Consider the following 20,388-nt stretch of genomic DNA (forward strand, 5'->3'; position numbering starts at 1 on the left):
GCATCCCCCGTACGCCACATCTGGCGTAACCAAGTCACCCCTTCGGCCGTTTTCGGGCAGGTATGCCCGCGCCGACCCATGGATGTCCCGTGCCCAGGTTCAGTGTCATCGTCCCCGTGTACAAGGTTCAGGCGTACCTGCACGAGTGCCTCGAATCCGTGCTCGGACAGTCCTTCCCGGACCTCGAACTCATCGCGGTCGACGACTGTTCGCCCGACGCCTGCGGGGCGATCATCGACGAGTTCGCCGCCCGCGACCCCCGCGTGCTCGCCGTGCACCTTCCCGAGAACGTGGGGCTCGGGCGCGCCCGCAACGCCGGTCTCGAACGCGCCACCGGCGACTACCTGATCTTCCTGGACAGCGACGACACCCTGACCCCCGGCGCGTTGCGGGCCGTCGCCGGACGACTGGGGGAGACCGGCGACCCGGACGTCCTGGTGTACGACTACGCACGCACGTTCTGGTCGGGCGAGGTCGTGCGCAACCAGGTCTCGGCGCAGCTCACCGAGGAGGGCCCGGCGCCCTTCCGGCTGGAGGACCGGCCCGGACTGCTGCGGCTGCTGATGGTCGTGTGGAACAAGGCGTACCGCCGCGAGTTCGTGGAACGCGCGGGCTTCCGGTTCCCGCCCGGCTACTACGAGGACACGCCCTGGACGTATCCGGCACTGATGTCCGCCGAGACCGTCGCGACGCTCGACCGGGTCTGTGTGCACTACCGGCAGCGGCGCCACGGCAGCATCCTCGGGACCAGCGGCCGGGGGCACCTCGATGTCTTCGATCAGTACGACCGCGTCTTCGCGCATGTCGCCGCGCACCCGGAGCTGAACCGATGGCGCCCGGTGCTGTTCCGGCGCATGCTCGACCACTTCGCCACGGTGTTCGTGAAGCGGGGCCGGCTGCCGCGCTCCGCACGGGCCGAGTTCCTGCGCCGGGCCCGTGCGCACTACCGCCGCTACCGCGTCCCGGGCGCACCGGCCACCCCGCGCACCCGGCTGCGGCACGCGCTGGTCGGCTTCGGCACGCATCGCACGTACCGGCTGCTGTCCTTCGCGTCGCGGATCCGCAGGAGAGCCGGGCGGCGCGCCGCCCGGCTGCGGCACGCGGTGCGCGGCGCCGCGCTCCAGTTCCACTACCGCGTCCAGCTCCGGCTCCCGCTGCGCGCCGACCGGGCCGTCTTCTCCAGCTACTGGGGCCGGGGCCACGGCTGCAATCCGGGGGCCCTGGAGTCCGCGTTCCGCAGCTTCGCACCGCACATCCGCACGGCGTGGATCGCGCACCCCGAGCACCACCACACGATCCCGGCCCCGGCGCAGCGGCTGCGTCCCGGCACGGCGGGGTACTGGACGGCGCTCGCCCGCTCCAAGTACCTGGTGAACAACGTCAACTTCGACCGGCGGCTGGTCAAGCGGCCCGGCCAGATCATGATCCAGACGCAGCACGGGACACCGCTGAAGCGGATGGGCCTCGACCTCCAGGACCGCCCGGCCGCCGCGCGCGGCACCGACTTCGCCGAGCTGCTGCGCGGTGCCGACGCGTGGGACTACTGCCTGTCCGCCAACCGCCACTCCACCCTGGTCTGGGAGCGGGTCTTCCCCTCCTCGTACACGACGCTGGAGTACGGGCTGCCGCGCAACGACGTGTTCCAGCACGCGACGCCGGCGGACGTGGACCGGCTGCGCGCGTCGCTCGGCATCCCCACGGGCACGGTCGCCGTGCTGTACGCGCCGACGTACCGGGACTACCGGCACACCCAGCCGCGCACCCTGGACCTGGAGCGTGTGCTGCGCCGGCTCGGCCCGGACTTCGTGGTGCTGGCCCGCGCCCATCACAGCTACGGGGAGCCGCTGACGGAGACGGCGGGCGGCCGGATCATCGACGTGTCCGGCCATCCGAGCGTCGAGTCGCTGTGCCTCGCCTCGGACGTCCTGGTCACCGACTACTCGTCACTGATGTTCGACTACGCGGTCCTGGACCGGCCGATCGTGGTCCTCGCGGACGACTGGGAGGCGTACGAGGCGGCCCGCGGCACCTACTTCGACCTGCGCGCCTTCCCGCCGGGCGCCCTCGCCCGCAGCGAGGACGAGCTGATCGGCGTCTTCGCGAGCGGGCACTGGCGCGACGCACGCGCCGCGCGCCTGCGGGCCGCGTTCCGCGAGCGGTTCTGCCCGTACGACGACGGGCGGGCCGCCGAACGGGTCGTACGGCACGTGGTGCTCGGCGAGAGCGCCGGACTGCCGCCGTTCGTCCCCCTCGCCGAACGCCGCCCGGCCGCCTCGGCCTCGCCGGCCCGGCCGGACACCGACAGGCCGCTCGGCACCGTACCGGGCACCGAACGACCGCTCACGGGCGTCCCGGACCCGGACCGACCGCTCGCGGACGTCCCCGACTCCGGCCGACCGCTCGGGAGCGCCCCGGGCACCGGCCGGCCGCTCACGGGCGTGCCGGACTCCGACCAGCCGCTCGGGGGCGTCCCGGCCCCCGGGGCCGCCGTTCCCCTCACCGAGACCCGCTGAACCCGTCCGAGACCCTCTGAACCGGAGTCCGCGTGCCCTCCAGTCCGTCGCGGCCCACGCCCACCCGTCCCTCCACCTGGCGGCCGACCGGGCGCCCCGGACGATGAATCCCCCGTCCGGCGCCCCTTGAGAGAAAGAGCAGAATGCCCCGCTTCAGCGTCATCGTGCCCACCTTCGAAGTCGCCGGGCGCCTGGCCCGCGCGCTGGACTCGGTCCTGGCCCAGTCCTTCGGCGACTTCGAACTGATCCCGGTCTGCGACGGAGAGGACTCCCCGTCCGCGGCGGTGGCCGCCGCGTACGCGGCCCGGGACTCCCGGGTGGTCCCGGTCCATTCGCCGCCGTCGGGCGGACTGAGCGCGGCGCGCAACGCCGGGATCGCGGCGGCGAAGGGCGCGTACCTGCTCTTCCTCGACGGCGACGACGATCTGGTGCCGGGTGCGCTGGACGCCCTGGAGGCGGGGCTCCCGGCCGACGCGGACGTCCTCTACTTCGGGCATCAGCGGGTGCACTGGTGGGAGGGCGAATCGAGCACGCCCCCGCTCGACAAGGCCCCCGAGGTGCTGGGCGTGCACGTTCCGGCGTGGAGCGCCGTGTACCGTCGCGGCTTCCTCACCGAACACGAACTCACGTTTCCCGAGGGGCATTTCACGGACGCCGGCTGGGGCGGCCTGGTGACGGTGACGGCCGAGCGGTCGGCCGTGCTGCGCACCGTGTGCGTACGGCATCATCTGCGCCGCCAGGGCAGCCGGCTGAACGCGCCGGGCGAGCACCACTTCGAACTCCTCGACCAGGTCGAACGGGTCCTCGTGCGGGCCTCGGGGCGGACCCTGCCCGCGGCCCGGTCGAAGGCGCTGTTCGGCCAGCTCTTCTCCCTGGTCCTGAAGACGGCCGCGCACCCCGTCCGGGTGCCCGCGGGCCGCCGCCGGGCCTTCTTCCGCCGGGCGGGCAGGCTCTACCGGCGGCACCGTCCGGCCGGGTTCCGCGCCCCGGCGGGCAGCCTCGGTGTGCAGCACCGGCTGCTCGCGACGGGCGCGTACAGCGCGTTCCGCGCGCTGCGCGGAACGAACCGGGTCGTCTCCGGCGTGCTGCGCCGGGTGCCCCGCGGAAGGACGCTGCGCGCCCGCGCGCTCTACGCCCTCCAGCTGCGCCGCCCCCTCGACGAGAACCTCGCGGTGTACTGCGCCTACTGGGGCCGGGGTTACGCCTGCAACCCGGCGGCGATCCATGCCAAAGCCCGCGAACTCGCCCCGCACATCCGCTCGGTGTTCCTCGTCGAGCCCGAGGCGGTGGACGCGCTGCCGAAGGACGTCGAGCACGCCGTGATCGGCAGCAGGCGCGGCTGGGAGGTGCTGGCCCGGGCCAAGTACCTCGTGAACAACGCCAACTTCGCGGACGGCGTGGTCAAGCGCCCCGGCAGCGTGCACCTGCAGACGCAGCACGGGACTCCGCTGAAGAAGATGGGCGTCGACCAGTCGACGTTCCCGGTGGTGGCCGCGGCGACCGGCAGCTTCACCAAGCTGCTGGCCCGCGTGGACCGCTGGGACTACAACCTCTCCTCCAACCGGCACTCCACCCAGATGTGGGAACGGGCCTTCCCCGGCGGCTACGAGGCGCTGGAGTACGGCTATCCGCGCAACGACGTCTACTGCACCGCGAGCGCCGAGGACGTGGCCCGCGTCCGTGAACGGCTCGGGGTGCCCGCGGGCAGAACCGCGCTGCTGTACGCGCCGACGCACCGTGACTACAGCACCGGCTTCGAGTCCCGGCTCGACCTGGACGCCTTCTGCGAGGCGATCGGCGAGCAGTTCGTCGTCCTGCTGCGCGCCCACTACTTCTACGACGAGGGCCGTGGGCGGCGCGGCGGCGCGCGGATCATCGACGTGACCGGGCACCGGTCCTCCGAGGACGTCTGTCTGGCCGCCGACGCGCTGATCACCGACTACTCGTCGATCATGTTCGACTACGCCAACCTCGACCGCCCCGTCGTCGTGTACGCGGACGACTGGGAGGTCTACCGGGAGACCCGGGGCGTCTACTTCGACGTGCTGGAGGAGCCGCCGGGCAAGGTGGCGCGCACCCCGGACGAGCTGGCCGCGCTGTTCACCGACGGCTCCTACGCGGATCCGGCCGCCGCCGCGCTGCGGGCCCGGTTCCGTGAGCGCTTCTGCGAGTTCGACGACGGCAGGGCCGCCGAACGGGTCGTGCGCAGAGTGCTGCTGGGCGAGTCCCCCGAGACGATCCCGCCCGTTCTGCCGCTCGCCGAACGCGTCCCGGCCCCCGCCGCGTCCACCCTCGTAAGGAACTGACGTGCCCCGCTTCAGCATCATCGTCCCCGTCTTCAAGGTGCAGGGCTTTCTGCGCGAGTGTCTCGACTCGGTCCTGGAGCAGTCGTACACGGACATCGAGGTCATCGCCGTCGACGACTGCTCCCCGGACGGCTGCGGCGCGATCCTCGACGAGTACGCGGCCCGCGATCCCCGGCTGCGGGTACTGCATCTGCCGGAGAACGTGGGGCTCGGCCGTGCCCGCAACGCCGGGATGCCGCTCGCCGGCGGGGACTACCTCTTCTTCCTCGACAGCGACGACGCCCTCACGCCGGGCGCGCTGCGCGCCATGGCCGACCGCCTGGACGAGACCGCCGACCCGGATGTGCTGGTCTTCGACTACGCGCGCACCTACTGGTGGGGCGGCACCCGCAGGAACGTGCTCGCTCGGATCCTCGCGGAGGCCGGCCCCGGCACCTTCTCCGCGGCCGAACACCCCGAGATCCTCGACCTGTTGATGGTGGTGTGGAACAAGGTCTACCGCCGGGCCTTCGTCGAACAGGAGGGCTTCGCCTTCCCGCCCGGGTACTACGAGGACACGCCCTGGACGTTCCCGGTGATGCTCAGCGCGGAGCGGATCGCGGCCCTCGACCGGATCTGTCTGGCCTACCGCCAGCGGCGCCAGGGCAACATCCTGTCCACCACCAGCCGCAAGCACTTCGACATCCACGACCAGTACGAGCGGGTCTTCGCGTTCGTCGGCGCCCGGCCCGAGCTGGCGCACTGGCAGCCCTATCTGCACCACAAGATGGGCGAGCACTGCCTCGACATCCTGTCCAAGGAGGACCGGCTGCCCAAGGAGGACAAGGCCGAGTTCTTCCGGCTGACGGCCGCGCTCTTCCGCGAGCACGAGGCCGGTCCCGTGCCGCCCGGACTGCGGGCCCTGAACGGGGGTTTCACGCGTTACCGGGTGCGGCGGCAGGCGGGCCGCGCGGGCCTGGAGCTGGGCCGGCGCGGGCAGCAGGCCCGCCGGGTGCTCGCCGCGCGGGTCAAGCACGGCTGGTCGGCGGTGCACGGGCACCGGCCGCTGGACCCGCACCTGGCGGTGTACTCGGCGTTCTCGCACCGGGGGGTCCTCGGTGATCCCGCCGCGGTGTACGCCGCGGCACGCGAACTGGCCCCGCAGCTGCGCGGGGTGTGGGTGGTGCGCGACGCGGAGCAGGCGGCGCTGCTGCCGCCGGACACCGAACACGTCCTGCTCGACTCGCTGCGCTACCGGCAGGTCACCGCGCGGGCCACGTACTTCGTGAACAACGTCAACTGGCCCGGATCCCTGGTCAAACGCCCCGGCAGCGTGCACATCCACACCCACCAGGGCACCCCGTTGAAGTACATGGCCGCGGACCTGCTGCACAAGCCGGGCGCCCGGCACGGCGTGGACGTGCCGCAGATGCTGCGCCGCGCCGACCGCTGGGACTACAGCCTGGTCGCCAACCGGCACTCGGAGCTGGTCTGGGACCGCGCCTACCCCTGCCACTTCACCTCGCTGCGCAGCGGGAGTCCGCGCAACGACGTCCTGGTGCGGGCCCGGCCGGAGGACGGCCGGGCGGCCCGGGCCCGCCTCGGGATCCCGGCCGGGAACCAGGTGGTGCTGTACGCGCCGACGCGCCGCGAGTACGTCCGCGGCGGGCATGTGGACCGGCTGGACCTGGCCGCGTTCGCGGACGGCCTCGGCGCGGACCACACCCTGGTCGTACGGCTGCATCCCTCGCTCGCGGACGGTCCGGCGCGCGGGATGGGGCTGGCCGAGCTGCACCGGCGCGGTGTCGTGGTCGACGCGACCGACGAGCCGCGCGTCGAGGACGTGATGCTGGCCTCCGACGCCCTGGTGACCGACTACTCGGCCCTCATGTTCGACTACGCCAACCTGGACCGGCCGATCGTGGTCCTCGCCGACGACTGGGGCGCGTACGCGGCGAGCCGGGGCGCCTACTTCGACATCACGGCCGACGCACCTGGTCATGTGGCCCGCTCGCAGCGGGAGCTGGCGCGGCTGTTCACGTCGGGCGCCTGGCGGGACGGGGAGTCGGAGCGGCTGCGCGCCGGATTCCGGGCGCGGTTCTGCGAGTTCGACGACGGCCGGGCCGCCGAGCGGGTGGTGCGGACGCTGATGCTCGGCGAGCGGACCGGGCCGCCGGCCGCGGTCGTCCCGGTGCCCGCGCAGACGGGCCACGACGTGCTCACGTCCTCATGAGCGGCCCCACGAACGGCCCCACGGACGGACCCACGGACGGACCCGCGAGGGAACCCATGAACGAAGCCATGAACGAAGCCACGAACGAAGCCCCGGGCCGAGCCGCGGACCGAGTCCCGAACGGCACGGCCGACGGCACGGCCGACGGCACCGCGAACGGCACCGGCCCCGCCCCGGCGGCCGCGCGCTCCCGCCGGTTCCGGCTACGGGCGCCGCGCGCGCCCCGGTCGGCCCGCGGCCGGGTGATCCTGATCGCCGTCGTCTTCGCCGTCCTCCAGCTCGCCAACCCCGCCGGCCGGGACACCCCCGACAGCAAGAACTACCTGTCGTACGCGCTGGATCTGAGCGGTGTCGGCAAGCAGCGGGCCGCGACCCTGACCATCGACTACGTCTGCGCGGGCAAGGCGTCCGTCGCCCGCCGCAACCAGGCCGTCGACCCGGTGCGCTTCCACCGCGCGAGCCCGACCCGGCGGGTGGTCGCCGAGTGCCGGCGCGAGCAGTGGCGCGGGGTGTCGGCGCGGCTGGCGGCCGGGCGGTCGGCGGGACACATCGTTCCGTTCATGCCGCCCCGCTTCATGCGGATCTTCGAGGTACGGCCGGGTTATCCGGTGTTCCTGCTGCCGTTCGTCACCGTGCTCGGGGTGACCTGGGGACTGTGGGCCTCGGCGGTCGCCGTGACGGTGGCCGGGGGTGTGCTCGTGTTCCTTCTCCTGCGCACCCTGCGCACCTCCACCGGCGCGGCCCTGACCGGGCAGGCCCTCTACTACGTCCTGCCGTGCGGCACGACGGCGATGCGCCCGATGACCGAGGGCCTGATGATGGCCGTGACCCTCGCCGCCCTGTGGGGCTGTGCCCTGGTCCTCCAGGGCCGCGCGCGGGCCGGGACCTGGCTGGCCGGCGGCTCTCTGGCGGTCCTCTTCACGGTGAAGCACTCGCAGGCGCTGTTCCTCGGCCTGTGCCTGTTCGCCGCCTGCGTTCTGCTCCTGGCCCGCCGGCGCCGGTGGAACGGGCCGCTGCGGACCCTCGGCGTGGTGGCTGGCTGCGGTGTGCTGGCCACGGTGCTGCTCGCGAAGCTGCTGCACTATCCGTCCCAGTCGGAGAGCGTGCAGGATCTGCTCACCGGGCATTACGCACGTCCGGACCGGGTCCGTCCGTGGCCGGAGTTCCTCCATCTGGAGGCCGCCTTCTGGATCGAGTGGACGCGCCGCCAGCTGTGGCAGCCGCTGTTCCTCGCCTCGGTGCTGGCGGCCGGCTGGGGGGCGCTGCGCAGGCACCGGGCCTTCGGCGTCTTCCTGATCGCGGCGGCGGGCACCGGAGTGCTCAACCAGGCCGCGCACCCGGACATCAACGTCTGGGGCGAGCGGCTGATCGTGCTGTTGTGGCTGCTGCCGGCGGTGGGGCTTCCGCTGCTCCTGGACACGGTCGTCCGGCCGGGCGCGCGGATGCCCGGCGGCCTGGTCCCGGGGCCCTCGCGCCGGGAGGCCGAGGTCACCCGATGAGGTGATTCCGGGCTAGGCCGCCGAACGGGGCGGGCATATACGGCAGATGCCGAAAACAGCTGATTCCCGCTCCCTCACCGCCCCATGAGCGCCACCGTCGCCATCCGGCGGGAGGCCGTCCTCGGCGCGACCGCGCTGCGTGGTGGACACGCCTGGCGCCCGACGCCGTACCAGGTCGCCGGCGGCCTGTTCTGGCTGGTGATGACGCTCGCCTACTGGCGGATCCCGCTGTGCTGCGACGCGGGTCAGCACGCGGCGGTCGTCGAACGCCTGCGCGCGAACCTGCTGCACCCGCGGCATCCGATGGCGGACCTGCCGGGCGCGGGCAGCCCGTACTACTCGCCGTACGCGGTGGCCCAGGGCGCCTTCTCCCGGCTGACCGGTCTCGGCGGCTGGGCGGTGGTACGGCTGTCGGGGCCGGTCAATCTGCTGGTGCTGCTGACGGGCATCGGCCGCTTCACCCGCGTGCTGACGCCCCGTCGCCTCGCCCCGGTCCTGTGCCTGTTCGCGATGGTGCTGCTGTGGGGCACGGACCGGGCCTGGTGGAGCGGCTACCTCGGGCTGATGTCGATGACCGGCAACCTGGGCTATCCGTCGACGTTCGCCATCGGGCTGGCCTTCTGGGCCTGGGCGTTCACGGGCCGGCGGGCGGCGGGCACGGGCGGCCTCGTCCGGTTCGTGGGCCCGGGCGGCCTCGGGAACAGCTGGGGGTACGCGGCCCTCGGCGCCCTGTACGGACTGATCCTGCTCGTGCATCCGATCACGTCGGTCGCCGCGGTGCTCGGCGGGGTGGCGTTCGTGGCGGGCGGGCAGCGCGGCTGGCGTCCGGCGGTGGCGGGCCGGTGGCTGCTCACGGGCGCGGTGGCACTCCTCGTCGCGTACGGCTGGCCGTACTTCGACGTCTTCGCGCTGACCGCGGACCGCAGCGTGGACGCCATGCACGAGCAGTTGTACGACGGGATGCCCGGACATTTCTGGCTGGCGCTGACCGGGGTGCCCGCGCTGTGGCTGCGGGCCCGGCGCGCCCACCGGAGCGAGGGGCGCGGGTGGCGCGATCCTCTGGTGCTGATGTTCGCACTGGAGTGCGCGGCGGTGACGTACGGCTGGGTGAGCGGGCACTACACGTACGGCAGGATCCTCGGGCTCACGCTGGTGCCGCTGCAGTTCGCGCTCGGGGTGGAGCTGGCCGGACCGCGGCCGTGGGGGCCGTGGCGGCGGGTGCTGGGCGGGGCCGCGGCGGCGGGCGCCCTGACCGGGTTCCTGACCGTGCACGCCGGTGCGGTGGTGCCGCGCTCGCTGGACCCGGTCGGCTTCGACCAGCCGCCGCGCTGGCCGACGTACGACTGGGCGGCGCGGCACATCCGGCCCGGCGAGGCGGTCATCGCGGACGGGTACTACTCGGTCCACCTGCTCGCGGGCTACGGCCCGGACCTTGCCGCGCCCGCCTGGCCGGACCCCGCCCTGGCCGAGAGCGAACGGCTGCGCCGGCGCGCGGCGGTCCGCGCCTATCTCGCCCCGGACTCGACCCGGGCCGAACGCACCGCCGTCGCCCGCCGGTACCACGCCCGCTGGCTGCTGCTGACGCGCTGGCGGCAGGTGCCCGAGGAGGCGACGGTGGTGGCGTGGAGCCGGGAGACCGGGGAGGTGCTGGCCCGGATCGGCGAGGGGACCGGCACCCGCACCGGTGCGGCGGCCGGTGCAGAGGCCGGCGCGAAGGGCGGTGCGGGTGCCGGCGCGAAGGCCGGTGCGGCGGTCCGTGCCGCTCGATGACGAACCGTCCGGCACCGGCCTGCCAGGCCCTGTCGTCAAGTTCCCGTCGTCGCCCGAAGGGCGGCTGCGCGGCGTCCGGTGCGTGCTCTCGGCGTGCCGGGCGGAAGTCCTCGTACTGGACGTACTCGGGCTTTCGCCCGGTGCGGCGAGTGGGGGTCCCCCTGCTCGAAGAGCTCGGGGGAGCGTGCCGGGCGTCGCACGGCAGACGGGAATTTGACGACAGGGCCTGGGTGCCGGTTACTCGATGACGAGCTCGACCGGGATGTTGCCGCGGGTGGCGTTGGAGTAGGGGCAGACCTGGTGGGCCTGCTCGACCAGCTTGCGGCCGGTCGCCTCGTCCACGGTGTCGGGCAGCTCGACGCGGAGCGTGACGGCCAGGCCGAAGCCCTCGCCCTGCTTGCCGATGCTCACCTCGCCGGTCACGGCGGCCTCGGTGACGTCGACCTTCGCGGCGCGGCCGACCAGGCCGAGGGCGCTCGCGAAACAGGCCGCGTACCCGGCGGCGAACAGCTGCTCGGGGTTCGTGCCCTGGCCGTTGCCGCCCATCTGCGCCGGGATGCCCAGCTGGAGGTCGAGCGCGCCGTCGGAGCTGACGGCACGGCCCTCGCGGCCGTGGGTGGCGGTGGCGACAGCGGTGTAGAGCGCGTCCATGGGGACCATCCCTCTCAAGTCGGATGATGCCGGATCAAGCCGGAATCCTGGTGGGGTCCGCCGGTCGGGCGGCCTCACGACCAGAATTAGAGCACACAATTCAGTTGTGCACAATCTAATTGCTCGCCAGAGCTACCCTGGAGGCATGAGCGCAACACCTGCCCCGAGCCCCGAGGCCCCCGCCGCGGGCGACTTCCTCCGCCTCGACGAACAGATCTGCTTCTCGCTGAACGCCGCCTCGCGCGCCTTCGGCGGTGTCTACCGCGTCCTGCTGAAGGACCTCGGGCTCACCTACCCGCAGTACCTGGTGATGCTGGTGCTGTGGGAGCACGGCGAACTGCCCGTGAAGAAGGTCGGCGAGCATCTGCGGCTCGACTCGGGAACCCTGTCGCCGCTGCTGAAGCGGCTGGAGGCGGCGGGGCTCGTCCGGCGGGAGCGCAGCGTGCGCGACGAGCGGTCCGTGCAGGTGGGACTCACCGAGGAGGGGGCCGCGCTGCGGGAGCGCGCACAGGACGTGCCGCGCCGGATCGCGGCCGCTACCGGGGCGGACCTGGAGGAGATCCGAGCGCTCCGGGCCCGGCTCGACCGGCTGACGGCGGCACTGGACGAGGCGGCACTGGACGAATCGGCCCTGTCCGAGGCACCGGGGTGTATGTAGGCCGGCGCACGTAGAGACGCAGCGTCACGCCTCGGCGGACGACCCGCTCCAGGGGCGTGAACTGCTCGTCGATCACGGCGAGTTTGAGCCGCTCGGTCGCCTCGCCCGGATGCCAGGCCCGGCGCGTCGCGAAGGGCGCGGCGACCAGCCACACCCGGTCGAGCCGGTCGAGCCTCCGGCGCAGTTCACCGGGGTCCGCCTCGCGGCCGTAGAGGGTTCCGGAGGCGGGGGCGGGCACGCTGAGCGCGACGTCCCGGATGCCGCGGAAGCCCTGCGGGTACGCCAGCGCCGCGCGCCGCGCGAGCGAGGGCAGGAACAGCACCGGGTCACCGGGGCGCAGTTCGCGGTGGGCGACGGCGGAGACGGCGGCCAGGTTGTCGGGACGGCGGTCGGGGCTGCGGTCCTCGCGCAGCAGCGGGAGCTGGACGGCGAGGACGAGGGTCACGGCGAGGACGCCGGTGAGGACCGCGTGGGGCAGCAGCCGCGGCAGCCTCGTCGCGAGGTGGTCGGCTCCGGCGGCCGCGAGCAGCGGGGCCCCGGCGAGGGCGTACAGGACGTAGCGCTCGTCGTAGAGCGGCCACCAGTGCGACACCGTCAGCAGCACCGCCGGGGGCACGGCCGCCAGCGGCAGGGCGACGGCGGGGAGCGAGAGGGTGCCGCGCGGGGTCCCTTCGGGGCGGAAGGCGAGGGCGACGAGGACCAGGTACGGCACGATCACCAGCCGGGCCGGTCCGGTGAACAGCCCGAGCAGACGCCGGACGCTCGCGAGGTCGGTGCGTGCCAGCCAGGCGACCTGCGCGGACTGGGCGTGGGAGACGAGCACCAGCGGCGCCAGCACCAGGGCCACGGCCGCGGCGGCGAGGAGCCAGGCCCGCCACACCCGCGCCGGGACACGGGCGAGCGCCAGCGTCGTGGCGTGGGCGAGGAGCAGGAGCAGGGCCATCTCGTGCAGCAGGCAGGTGGCGGCGGCCGTCGCCGCGTACGCGCACCAGGGTCCGGGCCGGGTGGACCGGGCGGCCCGGACCAGCAGCAGGGTCGCTCCGGCCGCCCCGGCCGCGACGAGCGCGTAGGAGCGGCCCTCCTGGGCGAAGTGGCCGGTCATGGGCGTGACGGCGTACAGCAGGCCCGCCCACAGGCCGACGCGCGGGCGGCCGAGGCGGACGCCGAGCGCGGCCACGAGCCCGGCGGCCGCGGCGGCGCCGCAGACGGAGGGCAGGCGCAGGGCGATCTCGCCGGGGTGCGGTGCGAGGACGGGGTGCATGAGGAGGTAGTACAGGCCGTGCACGGCGTCCACGGTGTGCAGCAGGTGCCAGATCTGGGGCACCGAGCGCCGCGCGACCTGGAAGGTCACCGCCTCGTCGCGCCACATGCCGCCGCGGTCGAGCCCCCACAGGCCGATCGCGAGCATGACCAGGACGGGCACGAGGACGGCCAGGACGGCGGGCATCGCCTCCGGACGCCGAGCGGCCGGAGGCGGGGCCACCGGACGCGGGGCCATGGACCGACGGGCCGTCTGCGGCCGCATCCACGCATATACCATGAGCGATAGTTTTTGCTATTAAACAACCTTTGATCGGCATTGACGCGTATTGCACGCTATGACCCATCCATGCGGCTTACGATCCGGGCTTGATGAGCGCCTTCCGGAACCACCGCCCGCCCGTCCTCGCCGCCGCCCGGCTCGCCACGCCCGCTCTCGCCGCCGCCTGGCTCGCCACCCGCGCGCTGATGCTGTGGCTCCTCGCCCACGACCGGCTCGCCCCGCTCGGCCGGGGCGGGGTGTCCCGCGAGGTGGGTCATCTGTACTTCCACTGGTACGGCGTCCTGTCGCAGGGCACGTTCCCGGTGGGCGACCGGCTGTGGCAGTACCCGCCGGGCGCCGGCCCGGTCCTGCTGGCGCCCGGACTGCTGCCGGGGCTGACGTACTCCACCGCGTTCGTGGCCTGCACGCTCGCCGCCGACGCGGTGATCGCCGCCGTCCTCACCCGCGCGGGGCTGCGGCCCGGCCGCAGCGCGCGCGGCGCCTGGCTGTGGGTGCTGGGCCTGCCCCTGCTGCTGCACATCCCGCTCGCCCGGTACGACGTGCAGGTCACCGCCTTCGCCGTCGTCTCCCTGCTGGCGCTCTCGCGCCGCCCGCGCGCGGGCGGCGCGTTCGCGGCGGCGGGAGCGCTGGTGAAGGTCTGGCCCGCGCTGGCGCTGATCGGCACCCCGCGGGGCCGCACCACCCGGAAGGTGTGGACGTCGGCGGCGGTCACCGGCGCCGCGCTGCTCGCCGTCCTCGCGGCCCTCTTCAGCCGGCCCTTCGACTTCCTGCGCCAGCAGAGCGGCCGGGGTGTCCAGATCGAGTCCCTCGGCGGCACGGTCCTCGGCTTCGCGCGCCACGCCGGCTGGCCGGGGACAGCCCGCTACCAGTACGGCGCGATGGAGTTCGTCGGGCCGTACACCGGCGTGGTCGCGGCCTGCTCGCTCGCCCTGACGGTCGCCGCGTTCGCGCTCGTGCTGCTGTGGCGGGTCCGGGCACGGCGCTGGACGAGCGCCACCCCGTACGACGCGGCGCTCACCGCCGTCCTGCTGTTCACCGTGACGAGCCGGGTCATCAGTCCCCAGTACATGGTGTGGCTGCTGGGCCTCGCCGCCGTCTGCCTGACCTCGCGGCACACCACACAGCGCCCGGTCGCCGTGCTCCTCCTGGCGGCGACGGCGGTCAGTTCGGTGGCGTACCCGGGGCTGTACGGCGAAGTGGAGCGCAGCACCTGGACGGGCTGCCTGCTGATGCTCGTACGCAATGGCCTGCTGGCGACGGCGGCGGGATGGTCCTTCGTACGGCTGTGGCGGTCGGGCCTGTCCACGGCCGCCCCGCACCGCGCGGCACCGGCCGGACGGGGGCGGAGCACACACCGGATTCCCGCCGGTCTCCGAACAAGACAGTGACCGCCTCTTAACGGAGAATTACCCGCAATCCTTACGATTCCGGCTCGTGGATCACATGAACGCTCAGCATGCGCAGGTCAGCGTCGTCGTCATCGGGTACGACGACGCCGCCCATGTGGCGGACGCCGTACGCTCGGCGCTCGCGCAGGGTCCGGCCGTGCGCGAGGTCATCGCCGTGGACGACTGCTCGGCGGACGGCAGCGGCGCCCTCCTCGACGCCCTCGCCGACGGGGAGCCGCGCCTGAAGGTGATCCACCGGCCGGCCAACAGCGGCGGCTGCGGCAGCCCGCGCAACGACGGCATCGACGCGGCCTCGGCCCGGTACGTGATGTTCCTGGACAGCGACGACGTCCTGCCGCCCGGCGCGGTGGACGCGCTGCTCCGCTCCGCCGAGGAACACCACGTCCAGGTGGCGGCCGGGCTGTGCGTACGGCGCGAACTGCCCTCGGGCCGCGAGGTCCCCTGGGAACGCGCGCTGTACGCGCGGCCCACCCTGATATCCCGCCCCTCGCGCCGTCTGCGGCTGACCCACGACACCCTCTGCGTCAACAAGCTGTACCGCACCGACTTCCTGCGCGAGCACGGCATCCGCTTCCCCGAGGGCCGCTACCCCTACGAGGACTTCGTGTTCACCGCGCGGGTGCTGGCCGCCACGCCGCGCATCGTCCTGATCCCCGAGACGGTGTACGTCTGGCACGTACGGCGCACCGCCGACCGCCTGTCCATCTCGCTCGACCGCGCCGACATCGGCAACTGGCGGGCACGGACCGAGGCGAACCAGGCGGCGTACGAGATCCTTCTGAACGCCGGTGAGAAACAGCTCGCGCGGGCCGTGCACGCCAAGTTCCTCGACCACGAGCTGCGGATGTACACGCGCGAACTGGAACTGCGCACCCCCGAGTACCGAAGCGCCTGGTGGGACCTCACCCGGGTGTACCTGTCGACGTTCGACGCGGCCGACTTCACCGTCAATCCGGCCGCCCCCGGCCGCCTCGTCGCCCGCGTGATCCTCGCCCGCCCCACCCCGTGCGACCTGCCCCGCCTCAAGGAACTGGCGGCCCGCCCGGCCCGGCTGCTCCCGCCCTACGCCCGCGACGGCGACGGCACCCCGGTGTGGTCGCCCGACCTCCCCGAGGTGACCCTGGAGCACTTCCTGGGCCGGCCCGCCCACCTGCTGCCCGCCGCCGTCGACGCGGAACTGCGCCCCCGCGCCCGGGGCACCCTGCTGCGGCTGCGCCTGCACGAGCTGTACGGGCGGATGGCCGAGGCGGGGCCCGTCTCGGCGGACGTGGAGTTCGTCCACCGGGAGGACGGGCGGGTGGGCCTGAGCGGCACGGCTGCCCTGGTGGCGGACCGCTACGGCGACTCCTGGTCCGCGCGGATTCCGGTGCGGCTGCCGGCACTGGGCGCGGGCGTCTGGGATCTGCGCCTGGCCGTGCGCTTTCGCGACGGCACGAGCCGGGAGGTGTCGGCGCACGCGCTCGGCGGACCCGGCCTGCTGCGCCGCCGCGCCATCGTGGACGCTCACCACGGCGTTCTCCTCGTCCAGCCGTACCGGACGCACGCGGGGGCCCTGGGACTGCGGACGGCGCCCGGTTGGCGAGGAATGACCGAAGTGGTGTCGCGAAGGCTCCGCCGCCTGCTTCACTGATACGCGGACGCGGAGACGCGAGGCGCGGACGCGGACACCGTCACGCGCGCCCGCCGCTCTCCCCGGCCGCAGGCACGGGGTCCGGCACCACGGACCCATTTTCACGAGGGGAACGGCCGCACATGACCTGGCTGATCACCGGCGGCGCCGGCTACATCGGGGCGCACATCGTCCGCGCGCTGCGCGAGGCGGGCGAACAGGCCGTGGTGTACGACGACCTGTCGACAGGGATCGCGGAGCGGGTGCCGTCGGACGTTCCCCTGGTGGTCGGCTCGACCCTGGACGGCGAACTGCTGGCCCGGACGCTCACGGAGCACTCCGTCACCGGTGTCGTCCACCTGGCGGCGAAGAAGCAGGTCGGCGAGTCGGTGGAGCTGCCCCTGCACTACTACCGGGAGAACGTCGAGGGCCTGCGCGTCCTGCTGGAGGCCGTGACCGCGGCCTCCGTGACCGCGTTCGTCTTCTCGTCCTCGGCCGCGGTGTACGGAATGCCGGACGTGGACCTGGTGACGGAGGAGACACCGTGCGCGCCGATGAGCCCGTACGGCGAGACGAAGCTGGCGGGCGAGTGGCTGGTGCGCGCGACCGGCCGCGCGACGGGTCTGTCCACGGCCTGTCTGCGCTACTTCAACGTGGCCGGCGCCGCGGCCCCCGAACTGGCCGACACGGGCGTCTTCAACCTCGTCCCGATGGTCTTCGAGAAACTGACCGAGAACGCTCCGCCGCGGATCTTCGGCGACGACTACCCGACGCCGGACGGCACCTGTGTGCGCGACTACATCCATGTGGTCGACCTGGCCGAGGCTCATGTGGCCGCGGCCCGCGCCCTCATGGCCTCCCCCAGAGCCGCCCTGACTCTCAACATCGGCCGCGGCGAAGGCGTCTCGGTGCGCGAGATGATCGACCGCATCAACGCCCTCACCGGCCACGACCGGCCCCCGGTCACCACCCCGCGCCGCCCCGGCGACCCGGCCCGCGTGGTCGCCTCCGCCCACCGCATCGCCGACGAACTGGGCTGGAAGGCCCGCTACGACGTCGAGGACATGATCACCTCGGCCTGGTCCGGCTGGCTCCGCCACCACCCGGGCGCCAGCCGCACGTGACACCGGACCACCACTGAACCCCGTTCCCCGGCCGCCCTCTCGACGGCCGCCCTCCACCGGCGCCGTACGCTCGCCCCATGACCTGGCGAACGGGTTCGACGGAGCCGTGCGGCCCTGTCTCGGCTCGGCCGTGTGGGCGCTGCGGACCACGGACTCCTTCGAGGACGCCGTGCGCGCCGCGATCGATCCGGGCGGCGACACGGACACCGTCGCGGCGGTGACGGGCGCGCTCGCGGGAGCGGTGCACGGGGACGCGGCCCTGCCCGCCCGCTGGACCGAGCCGCTGCACGTGCCCCTGCCGGGCTTCGGCGGGCGGGTGCTGCGGGCGGCCGGACTCGGGGACCTCGCTCTCCGGCCGGCCGAGCGGCGGCCCGCCGGAGAGGGGCCCGTTCCCGAGGGGCGGGGCCGAGCCGGGGGCAGTGGGGTCAGAGTGCCTTCAGGGCCGCCGCTGTCGCGCGGGCCAGGCTGGCCAGGTAGCCCTTCGGGACCTTGGGGCCGCGGACGACCACCGCGCGCCAGTACAGCGGTCCCGACATCAGGTCGAGCGCGAGCTCGACGTCGACGCCCTCGCGGATCTCGCCCCGCGCCACGGCCGACGCGACGATCCCGCTCGACACCGACTGCTGGCCCTCGCGCAGCGCCGCCTGCATGGCGTCCGCGATCTCGGGGTTGCGGGCCGCCTCGGCCTGGAGGTCGGGGATGATCTGGCCGGCCACCGGGTGCCGCAGCGCGCGCGAGGTGACCTCGTACAGCAGCCGCAGGTCGCCCTCGAGGGAGCCGGTGTCCGGTGCCGGAAGGCCCTGGACCGCGATCGCCGAGACCAGGTCGAGCACGAGATGGAGCTTGGAGCGCCAGCGCCGGTACACCGCGGTCTTGCCGACGCCCGCACGGCGGGCGATGCCCTCGATGGACATCCTGGCGTAGCCGACGGACGCGAGTTCCTCGAAGACGGCGGCGCGGATCGCCTCGGTGACGTCCTCGCGCAGGACGGCCGCACCGGCGGGAGCCCGGCGACGCCTGGCCTTCCCGTCGGCAGGCGCGGGCGTGGCGGCACTCGCGGCTGTGTCGGCGTTCGTCGTCATACGGACCAGCATAGGGCGTTACGACGAAACGGTTGCGTTCCGACGTCGACTGGGCCTACTCTCGCGTTACGACGATACGGTCCCGTTCCGACGCAAGAAAACGGCAAGAAACACCGTCGGAAACACCCGGGGCCGACCGCGCGCCCCCACCCCCCGAGCGAAAGCAACGGATGTGAGCCAGGTCCTCAACACACCGCCCCCGACAGCGTCATCGGCCTCCCCCGCCGAGGACGCCGCGGCCATCGCCGCCCGGTACGGCCTCACCGTCAGCGGCGCGCGCCCGAGCCTGCCCGCGTACGTCCGCCAGCTGTGGGCGCGACGCCACTTCATCACCGCGTTCGCCACCGCCAAGCTCACCGCGCAGTACAGCCAGGCCAAGCTCGGCCAGGTGTGGCAGGTGATGACCCCGTTGCTCAACGCGGCCGTCTACTACTTCATCTTCGGTGTCCTGCTCGGCACCAAGCACGGCGTGCCGGACTACATCCCCTTCCTGGTCACCGGCGTCTTCATCTGGACCTTCACCCAGAGCTCGATCATGGCGGGCACCCGGGCGATCTCCGGCAGCCTCGGCCTGGTCCGCGCCCTGCACTTCCCGCGTGCCGCGCTGCCGGTGTCGTACGCCATCCAGCAGCTCCAGCAGCTGCTGTTCTCGATGGCCGCGCTGGTCGTCATCCTGCTCTGCTTCGGCGTCCCGCTGAGCGCCTCGTGGCTGCTCGCGGTGCCCGTGCTGGTGCTCCAGTTCACGTTCAACGCGGGCGTCGCGATGATCATGGCCCGGATGGGCGCCAAGACGCCGGACATCGCTCAGCTGATGCCGTTCATCCTGCGTACCTGGATGTACGTCTCGGGCGTCATGTGGAGCATCGACAAGGTGCTCAGCCACAGCAGTCTGCCCCACTGGGCGATGGTCGCGCTGGAGAGCAACCCGGCGGCCGTCTACATCGACCTGATGCGCTTCTCGCTGATCGACAGCTTCCACGCGCACCAGCTGCCGCACCACGTCTGGGCACTCGCGGTGGGCTGGGCCCTGGTCGTCGGCGTCGGCGGCTTCATCTACTTCTGGAAGGCTGAGGAGACGTACGGCCGTGGATGACATCATCGCGCAGGACACCCAGCCGCAGAGCGCCCCGAGCGCGACCGCGGCGGCCCCGGCGGCCGACGCCGAGCCCATCCCGACCGTCATCGCGGACCGCGTCGACATCGTGTACCGCGTCAACGGCACCGGCGCCGGGCGGGGCAGCGCCACCGCCGCGCTCAACCGCATCCTGCGCCGCAAGCAGTCCGAGCAGGCGGCCGGCGTCCGCAAGGTGCACGCGGTCAAGTGCGTCTCCTTCACCGCCTACCGCGGCGAGGCCATCGGCCTGATCGGCACCAACGGCTCCGGCAAGTCCACGCTGCTCAAGGCGGTCGCGGGCCTGCTCCCGGTGGAGAACGGCAGGATCTACACGGACGGCCAGCCCTCGCTGCTCGGGGTGAACGCGGCCCTGATGAACGACCTGACCGGCGAGCGCAACGTCTACCTCGGCGGGCTCGCCATGGGCATGTCCCGCGAGCAGGTCAAGGAGCGCTACCAGGAGATCGTCGACTTCTCGGGCATCAACGAGAAGGGCGACTTCATCACGCTGCCGATGCGGACCTACTCCTCCGGCATGGCGGCACGGCTGCGCTTCTCCATCGCGGCGGCCAAGGACCACGACGTGCTGATGATCGACGAGGCCCTCGCGACCGGTGACCGCTCCTTCCAGAAGCGGTCCGAGGCCCGTATCCGCGAGCTGCGCAAGACCGCGGGCACGGTGTTCCTGGTCAGCCACAACAACAAGTCGATCCGCGACACCTGCGACCGCGTGCTGTGGCTGGAGCGCGGCGAGCTGCGCATGGACGGCCCGACCGAGGACGTCCTCAAGGAGTACGAGAAGTTCACGGGCAAGTAGCCGCGTGAGCACGTGAAGCGTGACGCGTGAGCACGCGATGCGTCGGTACGTGAGGCGCGAGCGGTGACCGAGGCGGAGCCG

Annotated in this window: 13 protein-coding genes and 1 pseudogene; 12 read left to right on the top strand and 2 right to left on the bottom strand. The window is 73.2% G+C overall.

Annotated elements, in window-relative coordinates:
* Positions 1 to 89 precede the first annotated feature (89 nt).
* The 5 genes from ACH4S8_RS38575 to ACH4S8_RS38595 all read left to right on the top strand — a co-directional run bounded on the left by ACH4S8_RS38575 (position 90) and on the right by ACH4S8_RS38595 (position 10,300).
* A complete protein-coding gene (locus ACH4S8_RS38575; RefSeq protein ID WP_398402785.1) occupies positions 90 to 2,513 on the top strand; it encodes a CDP-glycerol glycerophosphotransferase family protein in 2,424 nt (807 codons plus the stop codon).
* A gap of 143 nt (positions 2,514 to 2,656) precedes the next feature.
* Positions 2,657 to 4,819 (top strand): CDP-glycerol glycerophosphotransferase family protein, encoded by a 2,163-nt coding sequence (locus ACH4S8_RS38580; RefSeq protein ID WP_398402787.1) that lies wholly within the window; start codon positions 2,657 to 2,659, stop codon positions 4,817 to 4,819.
* Position 4,820: 1 nt separating this feature from the next.
* Positions 4,821 to 7,031 (top strand): CDP-glycerol glycerophosphotransferase family protein, encoded by a 2,211-nt coding sequence (locus tag ACH4S8_RS38585; protein WP_398402789.1) that lies wholly within the window; start codon positions 4,821 to 4,823, stop codon positions 7,029 to 7,031.
* Between the two features lie 242 nt (positions 7,032 to 7,273).
* A complete protein-coding gene (locus tag ACH4S8_RS38590; protein ID WP_398402825.1) occupies positions 7,274 to 8,530 on the top strand; it encodes a hypothetical protein in 1,257 nt (418 codons plus the stop codon).
* Positions 8,531 to 8,614: 84 nt separating this feature from the next.
* Positions 8,615 to 10,300, top strand: a complete 1,686-nt coding sequence (locus tag ACH4S8_RS38595) for a hypothetical protein (protein ID WP_398402791.1) — start codon at positions 8,615 to 8,617, stop codon at positions 10,298 to 10,300.
* Positions 10,301 to 10,537: 237 nt separating this feature from the next.
* On the opposite strand, the gene ACH4S8_RS38600 is transcribed toward ACH4S8_RS38595, so the two are convergent.
* Positions 10,538 to 10,951 (bottom strand): organic hydroperoxide resistance protein, encoded by a 414-nt coding sequence (locus ACH4S8_RS38600; protein ID WP_398402793.1) that lies wholly within the window; start codon positions 10,949 to 10,951, stop codon positions 10,538 to 10,540.
* Positions 10,952 to 11,096: 145 nt separating this feature from the next.
* Between ACH4S8_RS38600 and ACH4S8_RS38605 the strand changes: the two genes are divergently transcribed.
* From ACH4S8_RS38605 to ACH4S8_RS38625, 5 genes and pseudogenes are all read left to right on the top strand, one after another.
* Positions 11,097 to 11,609 carry a MarR family winged helix-turn-helix transcriptional regulator gene (locus tag ACH4S8_RS38605; protein WP_398402795.1) on the top strand — a complete coding sequence of 171 codons (513 nt, stop codon included), beginning with the start codon at positions 11,097 to 11,099 and terminating at the stop codon, positions 11,607 to 11,609.
* A 1,632-nt stretch (positions 11,610 to 13,241) separates the two neighbouring features.
* Positions 13,242 to 14,540, top strand: a complete 1,299-nt coding sequence (locus tag ACH4S8_RS38610; RefSeq protein ID WP_398402797.1) for a glycosyltransferase 87 family protein — start codon at positions 13,242 to 13,244, stop codon at positions 14,538 to 14,540.
* Between the two features lie 55 nt (positions 14,541 to 14,595).
* Positions 14,596 to 16,191, top strand: coding sequence for a glycosyltransferase family 2 protein (locus ACH4S8_RS38615; RefSeq protein ID WP_398402799.1), 1,596 nt, complete (start codon positions 14,596 to 14,598; stop codon positions 16,189 to 16,191).
* A 122-nt stretch (positions 16,192 to 16,313) separates the two neighbouring features.
* Positions 16,314 to 17,294, top strand: coding sequence for a UDP-glucose 4-epimerase GalE (gene galE, locus ACH4S8_RS38620; protein ID WP_398402801.1), 981 nt, complete (start codon positions 16,314 to 16,316; stop codon positions 17,292 to 17,294).
* A 79-nt stretch (positions 17,295 to 17,373) separates the two neighbouring features.
* Positions 17,374 to 17,655, top strand: a pseudogene (locus tag ACH4S8_RS38625) (ADP-ribosylglycohydrolase family protein); the annotation flags it as partial.
* Positions 17,656 to 17,719: 64 nt separating this feature from the next.
* On the opposite strand, the gene ACH4S8_RS38630 reads toward ACH4S8_RS38625, so the two are convergent.
* The gene (locus ACH4S8_RS38630) at positions 17,720 to 18,388 is read right to left on the bottom strand and encodes a TetR/AcrR family transcriptional regulator (RefSeq protein WP_398402803.1); all 669 of its coding nucleotides are present in this window, start codon (positions 18,386 to 18,388) and stop codon (positions 17,720 to 17,722) included.
* A 160-nt stretch (positions 18,389 to 18,548) separates the two neighbouring features.
* Here ACH4S8_RS38630 and ACH4S8_RS38635 point away from each other — a divergent pair, with 160 nt between their 5' ends.
* Both ACH4S8_RS38635 and ACH4S8_RS38640 read left to right on the top strand, forming a co-directional pair.
* Entirely contained in the window at positions 18,549 to 19,469 is a 921-nt protein-coding gene (locus tag ACH4S8_RS38635; RefSeq protein WP_398402805.1) for an ABC transporter permease, read from the top strand.
* A 76-nt stretch (positions 19,470 to 19,545) separates the two neighbouring features.
* Positions 19,546 to 20,307 carry an ABC transporter ATP-binding protein gene (locus tag ACH4S8_RS38640; RefSeq protein ID WP_387710149.1) on the top strand — a complete coding sequence of 254 codons (762 nt, stop codon included), beginning with the start codon at positions 19,546 to 19,548 and terminating at the stop codon, positions 20,305 to 20,307.
* Positions 20,308 to 20,388: the final 81 nt, after the last annotated feature.

Origin of the sequence: Streptomyces sp. NPDC021080 (genome assembly GCF_044333225.1) — a bacterium.
Lineage (GTDB): Bacteria > Actinomycetota > Actinomycetes > Streptomycetales > Streptomycetaceae > Streptomyces.